The sequence below is a fragment of the Arcicella rigui genome, assembly GCF_034929435.1.
In the GTDB taxonomy this organism is placed as follows: Bacteria; Bacteroidota; Bacteroidia; order Cytophagales; family Spirosomataceae; genus Arcicella; species Arcicella rigui.
This window is the reverse complement of sequence record NZ_JAYFUM010000016.1, coordinates 77,972-96,707: the sequence shown is the minus strand read 5'-3', so window position 1 is coordinate 96,707 and position 18,736 is coordinate 77,972. Positions and strand designations below refer to the sequence as shown.

Sequence of the window (18,736 nt, the reverse complement as noted above, 5' to 3'; positions counted from 1 at the left end):
ATAACTCAAAATTCATCACTCACATTATGCCCCATATTCAACTTCCAGAAAATGTTCCGGGTATCAGAAGTTTGGTAATGTTCAGACCCGACACAGGTAAACCGCTTTACCAATTAGCCCAAATTTTATTACGTGATGATTCACCTTTGTCTCAAGCAGAAAGAGAACTCATTGCCACGTATGTTTCCAACAAAAATACTTGTACTTTCTGCTCGTGTAGTCATGCGGCGGCGGCAAGATATTTATATCAAGACGAAGCCCAAACAGTTGATTTAGTGTTGGGAGATTATCAAAATGCCCCAATCTCTGATAAATTAAAGGCTTTGCTAACGATTGCAGGCAAAGTACAAACAGATGCCAGAACCGTAAGCGAAGAAGATGTACAATTGGCTCGTTCGTTCGGAGCAAACGACCGTGATATTCACGATACGGTATTGATTGCCGCTACTTTTTGTATGTTCAATCGCTATGTGGACGGATTGGCTACGCTTACCCCGACTAATGCTGAAACTTACGCACAAATGGGCGAACGAATGGGGACTTTAGGATATGTTCTACCAACAAAAGCTTGATATAAGTAGCTTAGTCTGAAAGATGATATTATCCTGATAAATTACTCCTACCAATATTTTAACTCTACAATTCATCATTCAAAACTCACAACTCTTGCTTATGGCACACATTACATTAACCGAAGAATTGCCCGGCATTCGTGGATTAATGGCATTTAGCCCGAAAACGGCAAAACCATTAAATGCTTTGGCAGAAGCTTTACTTCGTACAGACGAAGGTTTGAGCAAAGGCGAAAGAGAACTTATCGCCACTTTTGTTTCATCTTTAAATGACTGTTTTTTCTGTCAGAATATTCATGGAGCAGTGGCACAATATTATGCCACAGAAGACGAACACTTGGTGCAGAAAGTAAAAGCAGATTATCAAAATTCTCCCATTTCTGATAAATTAAAAGCCCTTTTGAGCATTGCTAAAAGCGTACAACAAGGCGGAAAGTTTGTTACTGAAAGCCAAGTTTCCGAAGCACGACGCTTAGGAGCAAGTGATTTTGAAATCCATGATACGGTTTTAATCGCCGCTGCCTTTTGTATGTTCAATCGTTATGTGGATGGCTTAGGTACATTCGCCCCTGATAATCCTGCCATGTATCAAGCCAGAGCCAAGAAAATTGCCGAAGAAACAGGTTACGCTAATTCAACGCCAAACTGAATTTCCAGATTTGCGGAAATAAATTTTGAAAATATTCCTACTTTTTCCAGAAACGAATAAAAATTTGTCAAATTAATGAGCGATTGAAGCCAAATATTCAAAAAAGAGAAAAAATAATGGAAAATTTTTCCACTTATTTGGAAATAATAAATTTTAGCCATTACTTTGTAGCAGAAATTAGAAAAGTGACAAAAAATCTATATTTAGTCATTTTAATTTGTTTAGCAGTGGAAAATCAGAATATTAAAATTGGGGTATTACAAACTTTCCATATTTAACGAATGTGGAAAGTTTTAAAACAAAAACCCGATGTAATAAATGATTCAAAGATATTTTAAGTATTTATAAATGGTTAATAATTCAAACTCTACTTATCAGCTTGATGTGTAGAGTTTTTTCATTATTAGCCCTCAGCAACATTCAAAGTATTCATTAGCCAAATAAAAAATGAAAAAACTCTTCTATCTGGGTATTATCGGACTCATCCTTTTTGAAATTCTCAATGTGTATTTTATCATGCCTATGCCCGGAAGCCAGCAAATGCGAAGCATTGATATTGCCTATTTTTTATATACTTGGCGTTGGACTTTCAGGGTATTTTTTGGCGTACTCATCTTGGCAGGTATTTCTTCCGCTTATCAATCTTCCCGTGTATTTACTGCTCTTGCTTCGGTGATTGCTTTGGGCGTTTGTTATGCTTTTAATTTCCAAATGGCTGCGGATGCAATGTTTGCCCAGACCGAACATTTGAGTATGCAAACTGCACAGAAAAATAAAATCAAAACCAATAGAGTAATTGTAGGCGTTGAACTCAACGGCGAAGCCAAAGCCTATCCTATTTCGTTGATTCTGTATCATCATCAAGTAAGAGATACTTTGGCAGGCAAACCAATTATGGTGACATACTGCTCTGTTTGTAGAACAGGGAGAGTATTTGAACCGCTGGTAAATGGTAAACCTGAAACTTTCAGATTGGTAGGCATGGATCATTTCAACGCCATGTTTGAAGACAAAACAACCAAAAGTTGGTGGCGACAAGCCAACGGTGAAGCCATCACGGGGCCACTAAAAGGCACAGTATTGCCAGAATTAGCCTCTCAGCAAGTTTCATTAGATACTTGGTTGAAGCTTTACCCCGAAAGTAAAATCATGCAAGCCGATGTACTTTACAAAGACGAGTACGACAGTACTGCCAAATACGAATCGGGCAAATCGAAAAAGAAATTGACAGGAACGGATTCATTGTCGTGGAAAGATAAATCGTGGGTGGTGGGTATTCAGTTGAATGGCGAAAGTAAAGCGTTTGACTGGAATCGTTTGAAAAAAGAACGAATCGTCCAAACAAGTATTGGGAAAGAAGCCATCGTTTTGGTATTAGCAAAAGACAACAAAAGCTTTTTTGCTTTTAAAGTACCAACCAATAGTTCAACATTCACTTTCAAAAACGACACTTTAATCAATGGTTCATCACGATTTGATTTAAGAGGAAAAAGTATCTCGAACCCACAAATTACCCTTACAAAAGTGAATGCTTATCAAGAATTTTGGCATAGTTGGAAGACTTTCCATCCACAAACCCAACAATATTAAACCAATAAACCTAACATTTTTAATGTAAATAGTTCTACCTCTTTCTAAAAATTCCGAAAAAATATCTGCTTCTCGTAAAATTTTCATTTTTCCACTATTCTGGAAAAATAAACTAAATAGAACTTTTCTAATATCAAAAACCGCCAAATATTCTACTATTTCACGATTTTCAAAAGCTTCAAAATTACTCAATTTGGGCTTCCATTAAATTAAAATCATTTTTTTTCTAAAAATCACAATATTTTTTCCATTTGCTTGGAAACAATTTAGATATTCCATAATTTTGGAAAATAAATTCAATTTCTAATAAATCGGAATTCAAGCGTCAATTATGATGAAATCTTTACAAAAACTTTATTTTATCTGTTTATTACTCATCTCTTCAACTACAATTTTTGCACAAACTCCGCAAGATGGTTTGATGATGGGTGACAAAAAACTTTGTGCAGTAGTGCAGTACGACACTGAGTCGTGGTCGCAATACTGGGAAGGTGACAGACTCAGAAAAAACCAAAATATTGGTACTTTCACGAGCAATTCAGCTTCAGTAATGGCAGCTTATGGCGTTACGAGTAAGTTCAATATTATTGCTTCTTTACCTTATATCTCAACGTCTTCTACTTCGGGAACAATGACGGGTTTGAGTGGTCTTCAAGATGTAAGCTTGGCTTTCAAATACAGATTTTTATTGTATCATAAATTCAGAATGTTCGGTGTTGTAGGCGTTTCTACTCCCGTAACCGACTATGTTCCTGACTTTTTGCCTTACTCTATTGGACTTCATTCAAAAACAGCTTCAGCTCGTTTGATTGCCCACCAGTTACTTCCTTTAGGCATCCATATCACAGCACAAGCTGGTTATATCGCTCGTGATAAAATACATGTGGACAGAACCAACTATTATACAGGAAATGAAATTCAGTACAGTCACGAAATGGCAGTACCCGACCAAGTGAGTACTTCATTAAGAATTGGTGTAAACAAAAAAGAAGTACTTGCCGAAGCATTTATTGATAATATCAGATGTACAACAGGCACAGATATTCGCAGATACGATACGCCACTTCCTGCTAATAAAATGGACTGGACACGCATCGGACTTTTTGTTACTTGGCATACACCCATCAAAAACTTTTCTGTGAATGGTCATTTTGCAAAAGTTATCGCTGGGCGAAATGTGGGTAAAGTAGATGCTGCTTTCGGCGGACAGTTACAATACATTTTTGATTTTAGTAAAAAGAAATCTCAGAAATAAACATCAAGCATTTTCAATTGCCATTTAATTGTATTCAAATGAAATCAAGAATTTTATCTATATTATTTATCAGTATGATTGCCTTTGCTTGTTCAAAAGAAGTAGAACAAGCTTATGTAAAGCCATTAGAACCATCAAGTATTGAACCCAATGCTGGTAACTGGAAAATGTACTTCGGTCAGCCAAGCGACTATACAATTCCTGCTCCAAAAGAAACTACTTCTGCTGAGTACAAAGCAGAGTTGGAAGATGCTAAAAAAGTAGTTGCCAACTTGACTTCCGCTCAAAAAAGTGCGGTAACCTATTGGCAGGCGGGTTCGGTAGGACGCTGGAATGAAGTAGCACGTGAGTTGATTGCACGCTACAACTTAGCACCAGAACCAAACGAAGACGATACTTACTCTGCTCCGAGTTCAGCAAAACCTGATTCTCTTCCTTACTTTCCCTTTGCGAATCCACCTTATGCTTCACGTGCTTATGCTTTGGTAAGTGTGGCTCAGTACGATGCTTTGGTGGCTACTTGGGCATATAAATTTAAGTACATGAGAAAAAACAATACGGATGCTTTGCCAGACTACCCTTCGGAAGAAGCTGTTATTGCCGCTGCATCAAGTAAAGTTTTGAAGTTTTTATTTCCGGGAAGTTATCCAACACAGTTGATTGAAAACAAATACAACGAAGGACGCATGGTTGGACTTTGGTCTGGGAAAAGCGTACAAAGTGATATTGATGCCGCAGATATTTTAGGAAAAGCCGTAGCAGATAAAATCATTGCCTATGCTAAAACCGACGGAATGGGAACTGCAGGTGGAAACCTTACGATTCAAGCACAATACGCAGAAGCCGCTTTAGCACGAGGAATAACAAACCCATGGAAAAGTTTAGACGTGCCTGCTCGTCCGGGAATGTTGATGAAATTTGGTGAAGTAAAAACTTGGAACTTCGATAAAGCTACTCGTGATGCTATTCGTCCAGCAGCACCGCCAGCCTTAAATTCAGAAGCATTCAAAAAAGACTTGGAAGAAGTAAGAGGTTTTGCTAAAAATATCACTCGTGAACAATGGTCGATTGTACAGTTTTGGGCTGATGGTTTGGGTACTTCAACTCCTCCGGGACACTGGAATCAGATTGGTTTAGAATTATTCAGAAAAGCCAATATGTCGGAAGTAAGAATGGCTCGTTCATTAGCACTTTTGAATACAGCCATCGAAGATGCAGGGATTTGCTGTTGGGATACGAAGTACTATTATTTTTATCCACGTCCAAATCAAGTTGACCCAAGCATTAAAACGGCAACAGGAACGCCCAATTTCCCAAGTTATACCTCTGGACACTCTACTTTTTCGGCAGCAGCCGCAGCAGTATTGTCTTACCTCTTTCCTGAAGAAAAAACCAATTTAGAAGCGATGGCAAAAGAAGCCTCGGAATCAAGAATTTATGGAGCTATTCACTACCGTTTCGACTGCGAAGTAGGTCTTACTTGCGGAAAGAAAATTGGTGATTATGCCGTAGCTCGTGCTAAAACAGACGGAGCGAACTAATAACAGTGAAATTATCTCTAAACCTTTAATTATTTAACATTAAGTAATTGTGCAATTTTAGTTTAGAATTTAGAATAGCCTAACAACATGAAATTCAGCATTTTAAATTCTAAACTCAGCACTCATACTTACCTCATTTCAATTATAAAGAGTTATAAATTTCTGTTAATCCAATAATCCAAAATCAATCATGAAAAAACTTTTACAATCTCTATTCCTTGCCGCAAGTACTTTAGTACTCCAACAACAAGCCTCAGCACAAGGCTGTGTGGCAGTACGCCAAATGGGTGGAATCAATGCGATGTCTGCCTCTTCTTCTTACAATCTTGGTAAAGGAGAATTTCAAGTAGGTGCAAATTATCGTTATTTTCACTCTTGGAGACATTTCGTAGGTACAGAAGAACAACCTCAACGACAAGTGTTAGGCAATGCTGTAAATATTTACCAACACGCTGTGGATATTAATATTTCTTATGGACTTTCGAGCCGAGTACAACTAAATGCTACACTTCCTTTTGTAGATTCAGAACGTTCACAGACTTTAACTTTAAATAAGGATGTTGCTACAAAAACATTGACTCGTTATAGCGTAAAAGCTGGCGGACTTGCTGATATTCGTTTTGGAGCAAATTATTGGTTGATTGACCCCAAAAAAGCACACAAAGGAAATATTATGATTGGGGCAGGTATCAAATTAGCAACAGGAAATTATAAAGCTACCGACGATGCTTTGCAAACTGATGGGACATATAAAAATGTAACAATGGACCAAGCCATTCAGCCGGGTGATGGTGGTGTAGGTTTTTCAGTTGAATTTCAAGGATTCCGTCAATTACACAAAAACATTTATGGTTTTGCGAATGCTTATTATTTGTTCAACCCGAAAGAATCAAATGGTTCGTTTAAATCTGCGGCAAAAGCGGGTTTAACAGGTTATAATATTTATGCTTGTCCAGACCAATACTTTGCTCGTGCAGGTTTTATGACAGCCGTAGGCAAACAGAAAAATTTAGCGTTTTCATTGGCAGGTAGAGTAGAAGGAATTCCAGCTTATGATGCCTTCGGTGGACAAGTGGCGTATCGTCGTCCGGGTTATGTAGTAGCCGTTGAGCCAGGGGTAACTTACCGCAAAGGACAACATACTTTCAGCTTATTTGTTCCTTACAATTTCATTAAAAATCGTATTCAAAGTGCTGCGGATATTGCTGACCAGAATTTACAAAACTCTAAGATTTCAGACCCAGCAAATTACGTACACGTACAAGGAGATGCTGCTTTTGCTGACTATTCTATCAGCTTAGGCTATTCATTTAGAATTGCAAAATCCGCTAAAGTACCTACTTGGAAGGTAAACTAAATATGAATGCTGAATAATGAATTATGAGAAAAACTATCTGAATTTCAGTTGATTATAAAACTAATAAATCAAAGTTTATTCTGCATAATTACTAAAGTCAGTATGATTCACACACCTGAAAGCCTTCGCTGAAAGTTTTTTCTGCGAAGGTTTTTCAGTTTTAACCCGCTTGTAAGCCACCATCAATAGGTAAAGCGTGACCCGTGATAAAAGAAGCGGCATCAGAACAAAGCCAAACAACTGCATCGGCTACTTCTTGAGCTTGCCCGAATCTTTTCATCGGAATAGAAGTCTCTAATTTATCCTTAAAATCGCCAATTACTTCAAACATCTCCTCTACCATTGGCGTAATGGTATAAACAGGACAAACGGCATTTACTCTAATCTTTCTTTTTGCATACTCCAAAGCTGCCGTTTTGGTCATGCCCACAACGGCGTGTTTACTGGCAGAATAAGCCAAATTATTCGGAAACCCCAATAGTCCAGCCATAGAAGCCACATTAATAATCACTCCCGAGCCTTGTCGAAGCATTACTTTCAATTCTTCTCGCATACACAAGTAAACGCCCGTGGTGTTGGTGGCAAGTACTTTCTCGAAATTATCCAACGGATACTTATGCGAAGCCATCCACATCCCTCCTACGCCTGCATTATTGATGCCAAAATCTAATCTGCCAAAATGTTGAACGGTTTGTGCCACCAATTCACAAACGGCTTCTTCATTGGCAACATTACATTCAATAAAGATACTTTCTCCGCCTTTCTCTCGAATCATTTTTACCGTTTCTTCACCGCCTTCTACGGCAATATCCGAAACCACCACTTTCGCTCCGAGTTCAGCAAAAAGCAAAGCAGTAGCTCTACCCAAACCCGAAGCCGCCCCCGTAATCATCGCAATTTTTCCTGTGAAATCATATTTCATTGCATCAACAGATTAAAGTATTAAACAGTAAGTAAAAGAAATATTCAGAAAGTACCATTATTCTTTTTTTATGCTTCACTCAGCATAAATAATAAAAAATTCAAGGTATTTTCTTAGCTATTCAGACAAAACCTTTCTAAATTTGAACAAGATACTTCAATGAAGTAAGCATTTCAGCTTTTGGTTTATAAATATTTTATCTACCAAAAATCCTCCTAAATAAATGCTCTTGCATTTAACTTTTGCTCAATCTTTCGCTTGTCTCGGAAAAAAAGGTTTTATCAAAAACATCAGATTTTTTTGCTCAAAAATATAACTTCATCACTACTTTTGATGTTTGTAAGAATAGTGACGTTGAGTATGTAGCCTTGAGGTTTTCCTTTAAAATTAACGAAAGATTAATAAAAGTTTTTAACCCATTGATAACAAATCTGATAGCGATTTGGGTATTCAAAAAACACTTTCGGTTAAATTATTTTTCAAAAACCGTTCTTGTAAAACAACATTAGCATAACGTTTTCAACATAAAAAAGAATCACTCGGAATTTAAATCTGAATAAAATTTCCTTTAAGAACCATGACACAAATTGAACAATTAGAGCCGCTTTTAATCGAAGATCCAAACCGCTTCGTATTGTTTCCAATCAAGCAAAACGATATTTGGCAATTCTATAAAAAGGCGGAAGCCTCTTTTTGGACTGCTGAAGAGATTGACCTTCAACAAGATTTAGCAGACTGGGAAAACCGCCTAAACGACGGAGAAAGACACTTTATCTCACACGTTTTGGCATTTTTTGCTGCTTCAGACGGTATCGTGAACGAAAACCTTGCTGTAAATTTCCTTTCGGAAGTACAGTACGCAGAAGCAAAATGCTTCTATGGATTTCAGGTAATGATGGAAAATATCCACTCTGAAACCTACTCTTTGTTGATTGATACTTATATCAAAAATCCAGTAGAAAAAGATAAAATGTTGCGTGCGGTAGATACCATACCTTGCGTAAAAAAGAAAGCCGACTGGGCTTTACGCTGGATTAATGAAGGAAATTTTGCAGAGCGTTTGATTGCCTTCGCAGCCGTAGAAGGTATTTTCTTCTCTGGTTCTTTCTGTTCTATTTTCTGGTTGAAAAAACGTGGTTTGATGCCGGGCTTATCGTTCTCGAATGAATTGATTTCAAGAGACGAAGGTTTACACTGCGACTTTGCTTGTTTACTTTATACCGACCACATCAAATACCCATTAGCTCCTGCTTCTGTATATAAAATTATTATGGATGCCGTGGCTATCGAAAAAGAATTCGTAACCGATGCTCTACCAGTTTCATTAATCGGAATGAATGCAGAATTGATGTGCCAGTACATCGAATTTGTGGCAGACCGTCTTTTGGTAGCTTTAGGTTTACAAAAACAATACAATGCTACCAATCCATTTGATTTCATGGAAATGATTTCATTACAAGGAAAAACAAACTTCTTCGAGAAAAGAGTAGCAGAGTACCAAAAATCTGGTGTAATGTCTGAGAAAGAATCTATGTCGTTCTCTTTAGATGAAGATTTTTAATAGCAAATCAAATATATTTTAACCATCAAAAAGCCCTCGAACAATTTGTGTTTGAGGGCTTTTTGATGATTACAATAATCTATAATTCCGATATTCGCCAATTCTATAACCTGTTAGGTTTTCGATAGCCATTTTTACTTGATTCTTGAAGCTTAATTTTTTTTCTCTGATGTCATAATCAAACATCCAATTTACACTATCAATTCTGGCTTGCATTACGGCAGGATGTGTTCCATGAAAAAGCGTAAGTGAATCTATTTCTGAGTAATCAAAATTTTCAAGTACTTCTTTTATTTTATCAACATCTTTGCCTTCACCCCAAAAATTAATCGAACTTTTCATTTTTTCACGTTGAATTTCTGGTGGCTTTACCCAACCATAATGATAAATATAGGCATCTATCAATTTTACTTTCAATTTCTGATTATCAATTGTTCTGAAACCTTGTGCATCTTTGTACGAACGTACTTTTCCTGTATTTCTAATCACTCGGATTTCTCGGCGATACCAACGATGTGCATTGCCAACGTACTGATACGAACCATAAAAATGAGTATAATGAAACAACAAGCCTTCTACTGAGGGTTTATCAAAATTTTCCTGCATGGCTTTTTTGATAACGGGCAAGTATTGCTCATGCACCACTTCATCGCCTTGAATATAAAAACACCAATCGGCATCGGACGAAACGGCGGCTAAAGCTTTGTCTGTTTCTACGGCAAGTACTTGTCCGCCTTTACGAAGCGAATCATCCCATACGGTTTCGATGATTTTTATTTTCGGTGAACCAATACTTTGAATTAAAGCCAAAGTGCCGTCGTCTGAATTTCCCACGGCTACTACCATTTCATCGCATATTGGTAAAATAGAAGTAATGGCTTCGACGATGGGGTAATCAAATTTAATGGCGTTTCTAACAAAAGTAAATCCAGCTATTTTCATGCTTTATTCTGAAAAAGGCAAAAACTTTGGATAATTTTCTAAAGCTTTTGGCGGTTGAGAATTGAGAGGGTTTCCTGCCAAAACGCTTTCGTAATAGCCAATATATTTTTCAGCCATCGCTCTGGCTGAAAATACATCTTGAGCATACTCGTGACAACGTTTTGGCGAAAAATGGTCAACATTCAAAAGTTGTTCCACCAATTCTGATTTATGATTGGATAAAAAACCTACTTCATCCGTCACTAATTCGGGCAAAGAACCATAAGGCGTACCGAAAACGGCAGCTCCCATGTACAAACTTTCGGTAATGGCTATTCCGAAAGGCTCGTGCCAGAGTACAGGAAATAATAAGGCTTTGGATTGATTTAATAAAGATAATTTCTGTTCACCACCGACCATTCCGTAAAACTTTACGTGTAAATCGGGTGTAAAACGAAAACCCATTTTTAGATTCAAACGAGTACCGCCCATCACAATTAATTTATGGTGGCTTCTCCTCGAAATTTCAATTGCTCCTTTTACATTTTTTACTCGCCAAGCGGCTTTTGCTAAAAAGTGTAAATGTTTTCGAGGAAGATTCAAATCTGGTTTTCCGTAATCATCGAAGTCTAAACCATTATGAACGAAGGCTTTAGCTCCATAACGTTCAGCATGATTTTGAGAAACAAAAATGGAATTTATTGCTAACTTTTCAGATTCATGTGGGTTGCCATGAACGGTTACTACTTGTGGTTTTTGGGTGGCTTCATAAGTAGAATTTAGGTGAACGAGGTCGATGTCATCTGGCACTTGCTCATCTACACTTTTTTGCTCGTTGTAGGGTAATACTCTCGCAAAAGGACAAGTAGAGCCTTCTTTCACCAAAAAAGTAACCTGATGCCCCAGTTGATGTAATTGTTTACCCAACCACCAAACTACCCGTTCTGTTCCTCCGTACTGACTAACAGGCAATAAGGCATTATGTTGAATAAGTATATTCATGTACAATCTTTATCGAGTTTTCACGTGCTGAATATTTTCAGCAGGAAACAATTTTTCTATTAATTTTTTAAGGCGAGTTTGCGTATTCGGTACTCTTTTCTGCACGGGCGTTTTAGCAAAATCCCACTGTTTTACGATGGCAATGTCTTGTTCTAAGGTTCGTGAACCCAGAAAAGAATCTGCCAAAAAACGTTGTATTACTTCATTCCATTCTACTTTATTAGCCCAATAATGTCCAATACTTTCGCTCGCAGGTTTTAAATCTCCGAATTCAGCCATCGCTACCGACAAAGCAAATTGCTCTATCAATCTTCTACTTACTTTTGCCAAAAGCATATTATCGCAAATTGCCAAAGCCATTTTTACGATATTCATACCTTTTAGTGCTGGCAAAGCTACAACCCCAGCATTCCACATACAATGGTCTGGCTGAATTACTACGCCACCGAATGATTTTTTTCCTACCTGTTTCCACATCATTCTTTCGGTTTTACTTCTTAGCAAAGAAAGTTTTCCTTCGTTCAGGTGCATCAAAGGCTGTTTTAAATCTGCTTTTAGTTTGTGAATATCAGCATACAAAAAAGTATCCGTATCCAAATAAAGTACATCTTCGTTGGGATGAATCGTACATATATATTCAATTGCTTTAATTTTTACTCGCCAGAAAAACCGATGCACGCCCTCCCATTCTTCCAGAAGTCCTTTGCTTACTTCCACAATATTTACTCGTTCTGCCACACGCTGATAATACTTTGGGGCATCAGTCAGGATATAAATTCTGTCTGATTCATTCATTTGTCCAAGAAATGAACAAATAGAAAAGTAAGCCTGCGTATGGTTTCGCTGTTCTTCTCCGAAGACCAAGTATAAAATATTCATAGTTAGTTGAGATTGCTCAATACTTTTTTAACAAAGGTTTTTAAATGATACTGCTTTTTGATGGCTTCGTCGATAGGCTGATAAGGCAATTTGAAAAACGCTTCTGGAATAGCTAAATCATTAAAATCTATGACCAAAATATTGCTTGGATGATAAAAATCGTAAGCTTTCACCGACTGATTATTGGTGATAATTTTCTTATTCATGCCCAAACTTTCAAAAATTCTTAACGAAAGCCCATTTTGTTGCGGTTTGGCAATATCCAAAATCACCTCATAATGGTTCAATAATTTCAACATTTCCTGATACGGAATCGACGCTTTTAAGTACTCGATATAAGGACTTTTTAGTTTTTCTTTAGATTGCCTTGTCAGAAAACGATACGTAATTTGCTTTTCTTCCAAGTATTTTCCCATAAGATTGAACATGGCAAAACGCTTCTTTTCAAGATGCGAAATACAAAATACCGTTTTATCAATCGCCACTGGCTCGGGTTCAAAAAAATAAAAATTGGTGAGTAATTCGAGTTGATAGGTTTTGCAATCTTCAAGGTCAAAAGAGTAGATTTTATCGAAATAAGGCATTATTTCTTTTTTTCTTGGGTAAAAAGCAATCGTATCCCAGTAATAAGCAACGAATTTTGTGGTTTTAGCTTTCAAAGTAGCCAATTCTTGATTCGTCAATAAATCTGGACGAATCACAAATATCAAATCATAATGCTCTTCCAGTCTTTCAAACCTTTTTTGCATTACTTTTTGATGATATATTTTCTTGATATTTCTTCCTAAAAATACTTTTGAAAGTAAATTCAAAAACTGCTGTGCTTTATTTTTATATCTGTACCTCGGTGAAACATTTGATAAAAATGAAGTTCGAATACTGTCTTGATATACATTCAATTCATCTAAAATGACTTTATGAATATTCGCTGCCGTTGTAGGTGAAATAAAAAGTATATGTTTCATTGGGTTTTAAGTAGCAATTGGCTACTATGATTATAAGTATTTTATTATCAATAGTTAAGTGATTAATTTAAGCTATTTTGCCTAATGCCTACGGCTTAAAGCATAATACTTCAACAGATAGTTTATTGCTAAAAAACTTCAATCTTGCTAAAACCTCTGTTATTTCTTTCTAAACGAATTTGGGTTGAAATTCTTTCCTTTATTGACTCAACGTGAGAAATGATACCAATGTTTTTTTGTCCCTCTTGTTGTAGCTTTTCTAAAGTACCCAAAGCCAAATCAAGTGTTTCGGGGTCGAGTGTTCCAAAACCTTCGTCGATAAACAAACTTTCTAATTTTACATTCTTTGAAGCCAAGTCCGATAAAGCCAATGCCAGCGACAAACTCACCATAAAAGTCTCACCGCCCGAAAGTGTTTTTACCGAACGACGCTCGTTGCCCATGTACTGGTCTATTACCATCAATTCATCGTCTTCAAGCTCAGAAGGTTTATCTAACAAGTAGCGGTCTGAAAGTTCTGCCAATCTTCTGTTCGACAAAGCAATCAATCTCGCTAAGGTTAGTCCCTGTGCAAATGTACTAAATTTTTTCCCTTCTGCATCTCCAATATATCGGTTTAATAATTCCCACTTCAAATTAGATTTTTCCAAGAAGGCAATTTCTTCTTCTAAAGCCTTTACTTCTTGCCGAACGGAGTTCTGGGCTTGAATTTTTACCCGCAAATCCACTACTTCTTTTTCTACGGCAACTTTTTGTTCTTGTAAAGTTTGGCGAAGTATCTGTAATTCTTCAAGACTTACTTCCCGATTATCCTCATTTTCTTTTTGCTCAAATTCTACTTTTTTATTCTTCAATTCGCTCGTCAGAATATTGATTTTCGTTCTGAGTTTTTCCTGTTCATCACGCAAGTTTTTACTTTGTTCAGTAGAAAGTAAATGTTTTTGGGCATCTTCTACCGACACAAAACCCAAGGTTTGAAGCCCATGCAATAGTTCATTTTGTAATACTTTTAATGTGGCTTGCTTGGCTTGTATTTCAGCATAAAGTTGCTGAATTGTTTGCTGAATTGTAATGATTTTTGTTTGTGTTTGCGAGAACTGTTGTTGTAGTTTATCACAATCATTATTGATATTTTTACCAGCATATAAGCCTTTAATTGTATCAATAAGTATATTTTTTTGCTCCTGAAAAGCCTTCGTTTCCTTCACATTTCTGTGCAAAGCCCTTAAATTCTCCAGTACTTTTACTGATTTTTCAAGCAAATTCAAGGCATTAGTTTGCTGTTCTTTCAGCTTGATTTGCTCCTGAACCCAAGCTCTGTTGCCTACTTTTTCTAAATGAAGATTTTGCTTAATTTCTGTAATTTCTACTTGTTTAGCATCAAGCTTTTGCTGGATTTCTTGCTTTCGCTTTTGTTCTTTTAGTTCTATTTGATGGGCAGACGCAATTTGCGTTTTCAAAGTATTTACTTCATTATTCAATACTTTTTCTTCGGCTTTTTGAGCTTTCAAATCTTGGTCGATTTCTACATAATTATTGGCATAATGACTCAAAAATGGATGCTCTAAAGAACCACAAAGCGGACAAGCTTCATCTTTTTTCAAAAGTTTGGCTCGGTCTTTTTCAAAATTGTAGGATTTCCCCAAACGTTCTTTTTCTACTTCTAAAGCCTCTATTTTCTGAACAAGCTCGGCATATAAAATTTGTTTTTTTTCAAGAATTAAAGTAGTGGTATTTTGAAAATCAAGTTGTGTTTTTTCCTCTTTTTCGGCTTCGCTAAAGAGTGTTTTCAGGTTGCTATAATCGCCAATTAATTGGTTAAGATGATGATACAATTTTAACTCAAATTCCAATTGCAAACCTTTTTCTTCTACTTCGTCTGGCGATGAAATTCCTGCAATTTCATACCATTTTTCCATCTGTACTTTCTGCTCTTTGGCAACTGATTCAATCATTGCTAAAGAGTTTTCAGCCAACTGACCGACCGACAAAGTACTTAATTGCGGAATCCTTAAAAATGAAATTGTTTCGCTGATTTGCTGTTGTTTGGCTTTTAGCGTACCTTCTTGCTCGCTGAGTTCACGGAGTAATTCGGTTACTTTTTTCCGAAATGTTTGTAATACTTCATTTGCATTTTCAGTGTTTACGCTGGCTTGAGTAAGGTCGGCGATAGCTTCAAGATTTTGCTTGAAAGCTACTTGATTTTTTACTAAATCCTGCTGCTGAACTTCCAGACGATTTTGAAGATTTCCAAGTTCCTTTTCGTCGTTTTTTACTTGTAAAATGCTTTCTCTGAAAGGTTCAACTAATTCATGTTGTTGAAGTATCGGTAATTTTTCTTGTTCAAATACTTGCCAAATAGCGGCAGTATTGGCAAAGTCTTTCTCCTTTTGAAGAATTTCCTCAGCCATACTTTTTAGCGTATTTTTCAAGCGAATACTTTCAGAAGTCTTTTCTAAATTTTCATTGGCTTTGGTAATTGCAAACTCTTTTTCGGCTAAATCTTTTTCCCAAATTTCGGCTATTTCCTGAGCGACCAATTTTTCAGAAGTAGTTTTCATTTGATTTCTTTTGAGCTTCAATTCTCCGCCTTTTTCATTGTTCATTTCAAAGGCTTTTTTGCCAAGCAAACGGTAAATTTGCATTCCCGTAATATCTTCCAAAAGCTTGCCTCGCTCGTCTTTTCCAGATTTCAAAAATTTAGAAAACTCCCCTTGCGACAACAAAATTGATTTCACAAATTGGTCATAATTCAGTCCAATCAAACTTTGGTTTTTGTCGGGTACTTCTGTTTTTTTATTGGTGATAATTTGCTCTTTAGTTTTATCGACAACCTCCATTCCATAATCGTTCAGATTATTATTTCGGTTGACATTTATCCACCATTTCGACACAAAAACGCCAGCTTTACAAACGTACTCTACTTCTACGGCACACTCTTTTTCGCCACGAGTAAGAATTGAACCGCCCGAACCCACTAAATCTTTAGAAATCTTTTTATCAAATCTGGGTACACGGTTGAACAATGCCAAAGTAATGGCATCCAAAAGGGTAGATTTCCCTGCACCTGTGGGGCCAACAATGGCAAAAAGCCCCGCCGACGACAGCGGATTTTCGGTAAAGTCAATCCGATGCTCGCCTTTGAAAGAGTTGATATTTTTTAAATATATTTTATTGATTTTCATCGCTTAGTTTTCCTCTTTTACTTTTTGCAATAATTCCACAAAAGCCTCCATCAACAAAGCCTGATGCTCTTCCGAAAGTCCGTTTTCTTTTTCTAATCTTCGCTTCAAAATCTCGGTTTCGTTAATGTCATCAATGTTTTGTCCTTCAAAAAATAGTTCTTCGGTGCTACTTACTTCATTTTTGAATGAAATTCTGTGTTTCAAAACGGTTGCGTTTTCATCTTCAAAAACTGCAATAATATCGTTCAACTCTCTGGTCAAAATCGGATTGTGTAATTCTTCTGTTACTTCAATTTCTAAAAAAGCTTTCAGCGGCAATTCGTTTTGAAAGCTACTGAGTTGACTTTTTACTTTCTCGAAATCGCCTGAAATTTTCTTCAACATCCTATTTTTGGGTACAGGAATTTCTTCTATTTTTTGAATTTTTCCTGCTGAAACTTCCAGTTCAATGACAATTTTTAAATCATCTTTTTCACTAAAACTCAAGGCAATCGGCGAACCAGAGTAACGAATATTTTCTTTGCCAGCTACTTTTTGTGGGCGATGAATATGCCCCAAAGCCACATAATCGAAGGTTTCTGAAAAATCATTTCCTTCAAAAGCCGCCAAATTTCCAATCTGAATTTCTCGTTCAGATTCAGAAGCTACCGAACCGTTGGCGTACAAATGTCCCATCGCAATCACGGGCGTATTCGGGAAACGTTCTTGACAAATATTGGCTAATTGGTCATAATGATTTTTAATTCCATTTCGAACGGCTTCAACACGACCTGTGGCAGTTTCGCCTTCAACCGCCTGACGCAAATCTGCATCACGCAAGTAAGGAACTGCACAAATAATGAGGTCTTTTAAATCAATGATTTCATCTTCAATATTGGGCGTAGCTCCGCCAACTACGATTACATCCAACATCGACAAAATATCTTTGGGAGCATTCAACATCGACACCGAATCGTGGTTTCCACCCGTGATGATGATTTTACATTTTTGCAAAATCATTTGTCGTAAAAACCAGTAATACAAAATTCGGGCTTCGGCAGGCGGATTGGCGAGGTCGAAAACATCCCCAGAAATCAATAAAACGTCAATTTTTCGTTCTTGGATAAGGGCAATCAGCCATTCCAAAAACATTTGATGGTCTTCGTGAAGGTCGTACTTATGGAGTTTTTTCCCAAAATGCCAGTCGGCAGTATGTAGAATTTTCATGTTTTTTCATTGAAATTAAAGCATGCAAATTAGCGAATTATTATGGTGTTTTAGCCAAAAAATTGAATGATTTGATTCTTTTAACATTCCTTTATCCTTCTTAAAATTTGATTTTGAAAAGTATCGTAACAGAAATGAAGTCGATGCTTTGGGCGGTTTAACCAGCTCAAATACTTACTTTTGTATTCAAAAAAATAGCTTATGAATTTTGACACTTTATCAGAAAAACGACAGGCACAATTAATCGCTTTCGACCGTTTGCTTACGGTAATGGACGAACTCCGAGAGCAGTGTCCGTGGGATAAAAAACAGACAATAGAATCGCTAAGACATTTGACGATTGAAGAAACTTATGAACTTTCGGATGCCATTATCGAGGGCGACATGAAAGAAATCAAGAAAGAAATTGGCGATATTATGCTTCACTTGGTTTTCTATTCAAAGATTGCCTCTGAAACCAATACTTTCGATATAGCTGATGTTTTGAATGGACTTTGCGAGAAATTGATACATCGCCATCCGCATATTTATGGAGATGTAAAAGTAGAAAACGAAGCCCAAGTAAAACAAAACTGGGAAGCCTTGAAACTAAAAGAAGGTAATAAATCGGTTTTGGAAGGCGTTCCGAAATCGCTACCAGCTTTGGTAAAAGCCATGCGAATTCAAGAGAAAGCTCGTGGAGCAGGTTTTGATTGGGAAGAAAAACAGCAAGTTTGGGAAAAAGTAGAAGAAGAAATGAATGAATTCAAAGCAGAATTCAATGTGGTGGATAATGCGGCAATCAATGTAGAAAAAGCCGAAGCCGAATTTGGCGATTTACTCTTTTCATTGGTGAATTATGCTCGATTTATCAACATTAATGTAGAAACAGCTTTGGAAAGAACCAATAAAAAATTCATCAAACGCTTTCAACATTTAGAAAGCAGAGCAAAAGAACAAGGGAAAACTTTGCAAGATATGACTTTGGCTGAAATGGATGTGTATTGGGAAGAAGCTAAGAGTTTGTGATATCAGCTTTGAGCTTTGAGCTATGAGCAATAAGTTTTGAGCCTTGAGCTATGAGTTTTAAGCCTTGAGCTTTGAGCCTTGATGACGTAAAGTCTAAAAAGCTCAAAGCTCACTGCTCAAGGC

15 protein-coding genes are annotated in these 18,736 nt (G+C 36.9%); 8 read left to right on the top strand and 7 right to left on the bottom strand.

Translation table 11 applies throughout. From position 1 onward, the window contains the following. Nucleotides 1–26 precede the first annotated feature (26 nt). The 6 genes from VB248_RS14085 to VB248_RS14060 all read left to right on the top strand — a co-directional run bounded on the left by VB248_RS14085 (nt 27) and on the right by VB248_RS14060 (nt 6,964). Nucleotides 27–572, top strand: coding sequence for a carboxymuconolactone decarboxylase family protein (locus VB248_RS14085; RefSeq protein ID WP_323297430.1), 546 nt, complete (start codon nt 27–29; stop codon nt 570–572). 100 nt (nt 573–672) lie between these two features. After that, nucleotides 673–1,221 (top strand): carboxymuconolactone decarboxylase family protein, encoded by a 549-nt coding sequence (locus VB248_RS14080; RefSeq protein WP_323297429.1) that lies wholly within the window; start codon nt 673–675, stop codon nt 1,219–1,221. A 447-nt stretch (nt 1,222–1,668) separates the two neighbouring features. After that, complete coding sequence (locus VB248_RS14075) at nt 1,669–2,811, top strand: DUF3179 domain-containing (seleno)protein (protein WP_323297428.1); 1,143 nt, start codon at nt 1,669–1,671, stop codon at nt 2,809–2,811. Between the two features lie 331 nt (nt 2,812–3,142). Continuing rightward, nucleotides 3,143–4,066, top strand: a complete 924-nt coding sequence (locus VB248_RS14070; protein WP_323297427.1) for a hypothetical protein — start codon at nt 3,143–3,145, stop codon at nt 4,064–4,066. Nucleotides 4,067–4,104: 38 nt separating this feature from the next. Continuing rightward, the gene (locus tag VB248_RS14065; protein ID WP_323297426.1) at nt 4,105–5,607 is read left to right on the top strand and encodes a phosphatase PAP2 family protein; all 1,503 of its coding nucleotides are present in this window, start codon (nt 4,105–4,107) and stop codon (nt 5,605–5,607) included. Nucleotides 5,608–5,797: 190 nt separating this feature from the next. After that, the gene (locus VB248_RS14060) at nt 5,798–6,964 is read left to right on the top strand and encodes a hypothetical protein (protein WP_323297425.1); all 1,167 of its coding nucleotides are present in this window, start codon (nt 5,798–5,800) and stop codon (nt 6,962–6,964) included. 160 nt (nt 6,965–7,124) lie between these two features. On the opposite strand, the gene VB248_RS14055 is transcribed toward VB248_RS14060, so the two are convergent. Continuing rightward, nucleotides 7,125–7,886, bottom strand: a complete 762-nt coding sequence (locus tag VB248_RS14055) for an SDR family NAD(P)-dependent oxidoreductase (protein WP_323297424.1) — start codon at nt 7,884–7,886, stop codon at nt 7,125–7,127. Between the two features lie 577 nt (nt 7,887–8,463). Here VB248_RS14055 and VB248_RS14050 point away from each other — a divergent pair. Next, entirely contained in the window at nt 8,464–9,447 is a 984-nt protein-coding gene (locus tag VB248_RS14050) for a ribonucleotide-diphosphate reductase subunit beta (RefSeq protein ID WP_323297423.1), read from the top strand. 69 nt (nt 9,448–9,516) lie between these two features. Here VB248_RS14050 and VB248_RS14045 read toward each other — a convergent pair whose 3' ends face one another. From VB248_RS14045 to sbcD, 6 genes are all read right to left on the bottom strand, one after another. Continuing rightward, entirely contained in the window at nt 9,517–10,389 is an 873-nt protein-coding gene (locus VB248_RS14045) for a glycosyltransferase family protein (RefSeq protein ID WP_323297422.1), read from the bottom strand. Nucleotides 10,390–10,392: 3 nt separating this feature from the next. Further along, a complete protein-coding gene (locus VB248_RS14040) occupies nt 10,393–11,370 on the bottom strand; it encodes a glycosyltransferase (RefSeq protein WP_323297421.1) in 978 nt (325 codons plus the stop codon). Between the two features lie 9 nt (nt 11,371–11,379). Next, complete coding sequence (locus tag VB248_RS14035; RefSeq protein ID WP_323297420.1) at nt 11,380–12,249, bottom strand: hypothetical protein; 870 nt, start codon at nt 12,247–12,249, stop codon at nt 11,380–11,382. Nucleotides 12,250–12,251: 2 nt separating this feature from the next. Further along, a complete protein-coding gene (locus VB248_RS14030; RefSeq protein ID WP_323297419.1) occupies nt 12,252–13,214 on the bottom strand; it encodes a hypothetical protein in 963 nt (320 codons plus the stop codon). 128 nt (nt 13,215–13,342) lie between these two features. Then, the gene (locus VB248_RS14025) at nt 13,343–16,399 is read right to left on the bottom strand and encodes an AAA family ATPase (RefSeq protein ID WP_323297418.1); all 3,057 of its coding nucleotides are present in this window, start codon (nt 16,397–16,399) and stop codon (nt 13,343–13,345) included. Between the two features lie 3 nt (nt 16,400–16,402). Next, nucleotides 16,403–17,605 carry an exonuclease subunit SbcD gene (gene sbcD, locus VB248_RS14020; RefSeq protein WP_323297417.1) on the bottom strand — a complete coding sequence of 401 codons (1,203 nt, stop codon included), beginning with the start codon at nt 17,603–17,605 and terminating at the stop codon, nt 16,403–16,405. 201 nt (nt 17,606–17,806) lie between these two features. Here sbcD and mazG point away from each other — a divergent pair, with 201 nt between their 5' ends. Then, entirely contained in the window at nt 17,807–18,613 is an 807-nt protein-coding gene (mazG, locus tag VB248_RS14015) for a nucleoside triphosphate pyrophosphohydrolase (protein ID WP_323297416.1), read from the top strand. Nucleotides 18,614–18,736 lie beyond the last annotated feature (123 nt).

Coding starts and splice junctions, on each gene's coding strand:
- VB248_RS14060 (WP_323297425.1), top strand. CDS start 5,798: ATGAAAAAACTTTTACAATCTCTATTCCTTGCCGCAAGTACTTTAGTA.
- mazG (WP_323297416.1), top strand. CDS start 17,807: ATGAATTTTGACACTTTATCAGAAAAACGACAGGCACAATTAATCGCT.
- VB248_RS14055 (WP_323297424.1), bottom strand. CDS start 7,886: ATGAAATATGATTTCACAGGAAAAATTGCGATGATTACGGGGGCGGCT.
- VB248_RS14030 (WP_323297419.1), bottom strand. CDS start 13,214: ATGAAACATATACTTTTTATTTCACCTACAACGGCAGCGAATATTCAT.
- VB248_RS14045 (WP_323297422.1), bottom strand. CDS start 10,389: ATGAAAATAGCTGGATTTACTTTTGTTAGAAACGCCATTAAATTTGAT.
- VB248_RS14050 (WP_323297423.1), top strand. CDS start 8,464: ATGACACAAATTGAACAATTAGAGCCGCTTTTAATCGAAGATCCAAAC.
- VB248_RS14085 (WP_323297430.1), top strand. CDS start 27: ATGCCCCATATTCAACTTCCAGAAAATGTTCCGGGTATCAGAAGTTTG.
- sbcD (WP_323297417.1), bottom strand. CDS start 17,605: ATGAAAATTCTACATACTGCCGACTGGCATTTTGGGAAAAAACTCCAT.
- VB248_RS14025 (WP_323297418.1), bottom strand. CDS start 16,399: ATGAAAATCAATAAAATATATTTAAAAAATATCAACTCTTTCAAAGGC.
- VB248_RS14040 (WP_323297421.1), bottom strand. CDS start 11,370: ATGAATATACTTATTCAACATAATGCCTTATTGCCTGTTAGTCAGTAC.
- VB248_RS14080 (WP_323297429.1), top strand. CDS start 673: ATGGCACACATTACATTAACCGAAGAATTGCCCGGCATTCGTGGATTA.
- VB248_RS14035 (WP_323297420.1), bottom strand. CDS start 12,249: ATGAATATTTTATACTTGGTCTTCGGAGAAGAACAGCGAAACCATACG.
- VB248_RS14075 (WP_323297428.1), top strand. CDS start 1,669: ATGAAAAAACTCTTCTATCTGGGTATTATCGGACTCATCCTTTTTGAA.
- VB248_RS14065 (WP_323297426.1), top strand. CDS start 4,105: ATGAAATCAAGAATTTTATCTATATTATTTATCAGTATGATTGCCTTT.
- VB248_RS14070 (WP_323297427.1), top strand. CDS start 3,143: ATGATGAAATCTTTACAAAAACTTTATTTTATCTGTTTATTACTCATC.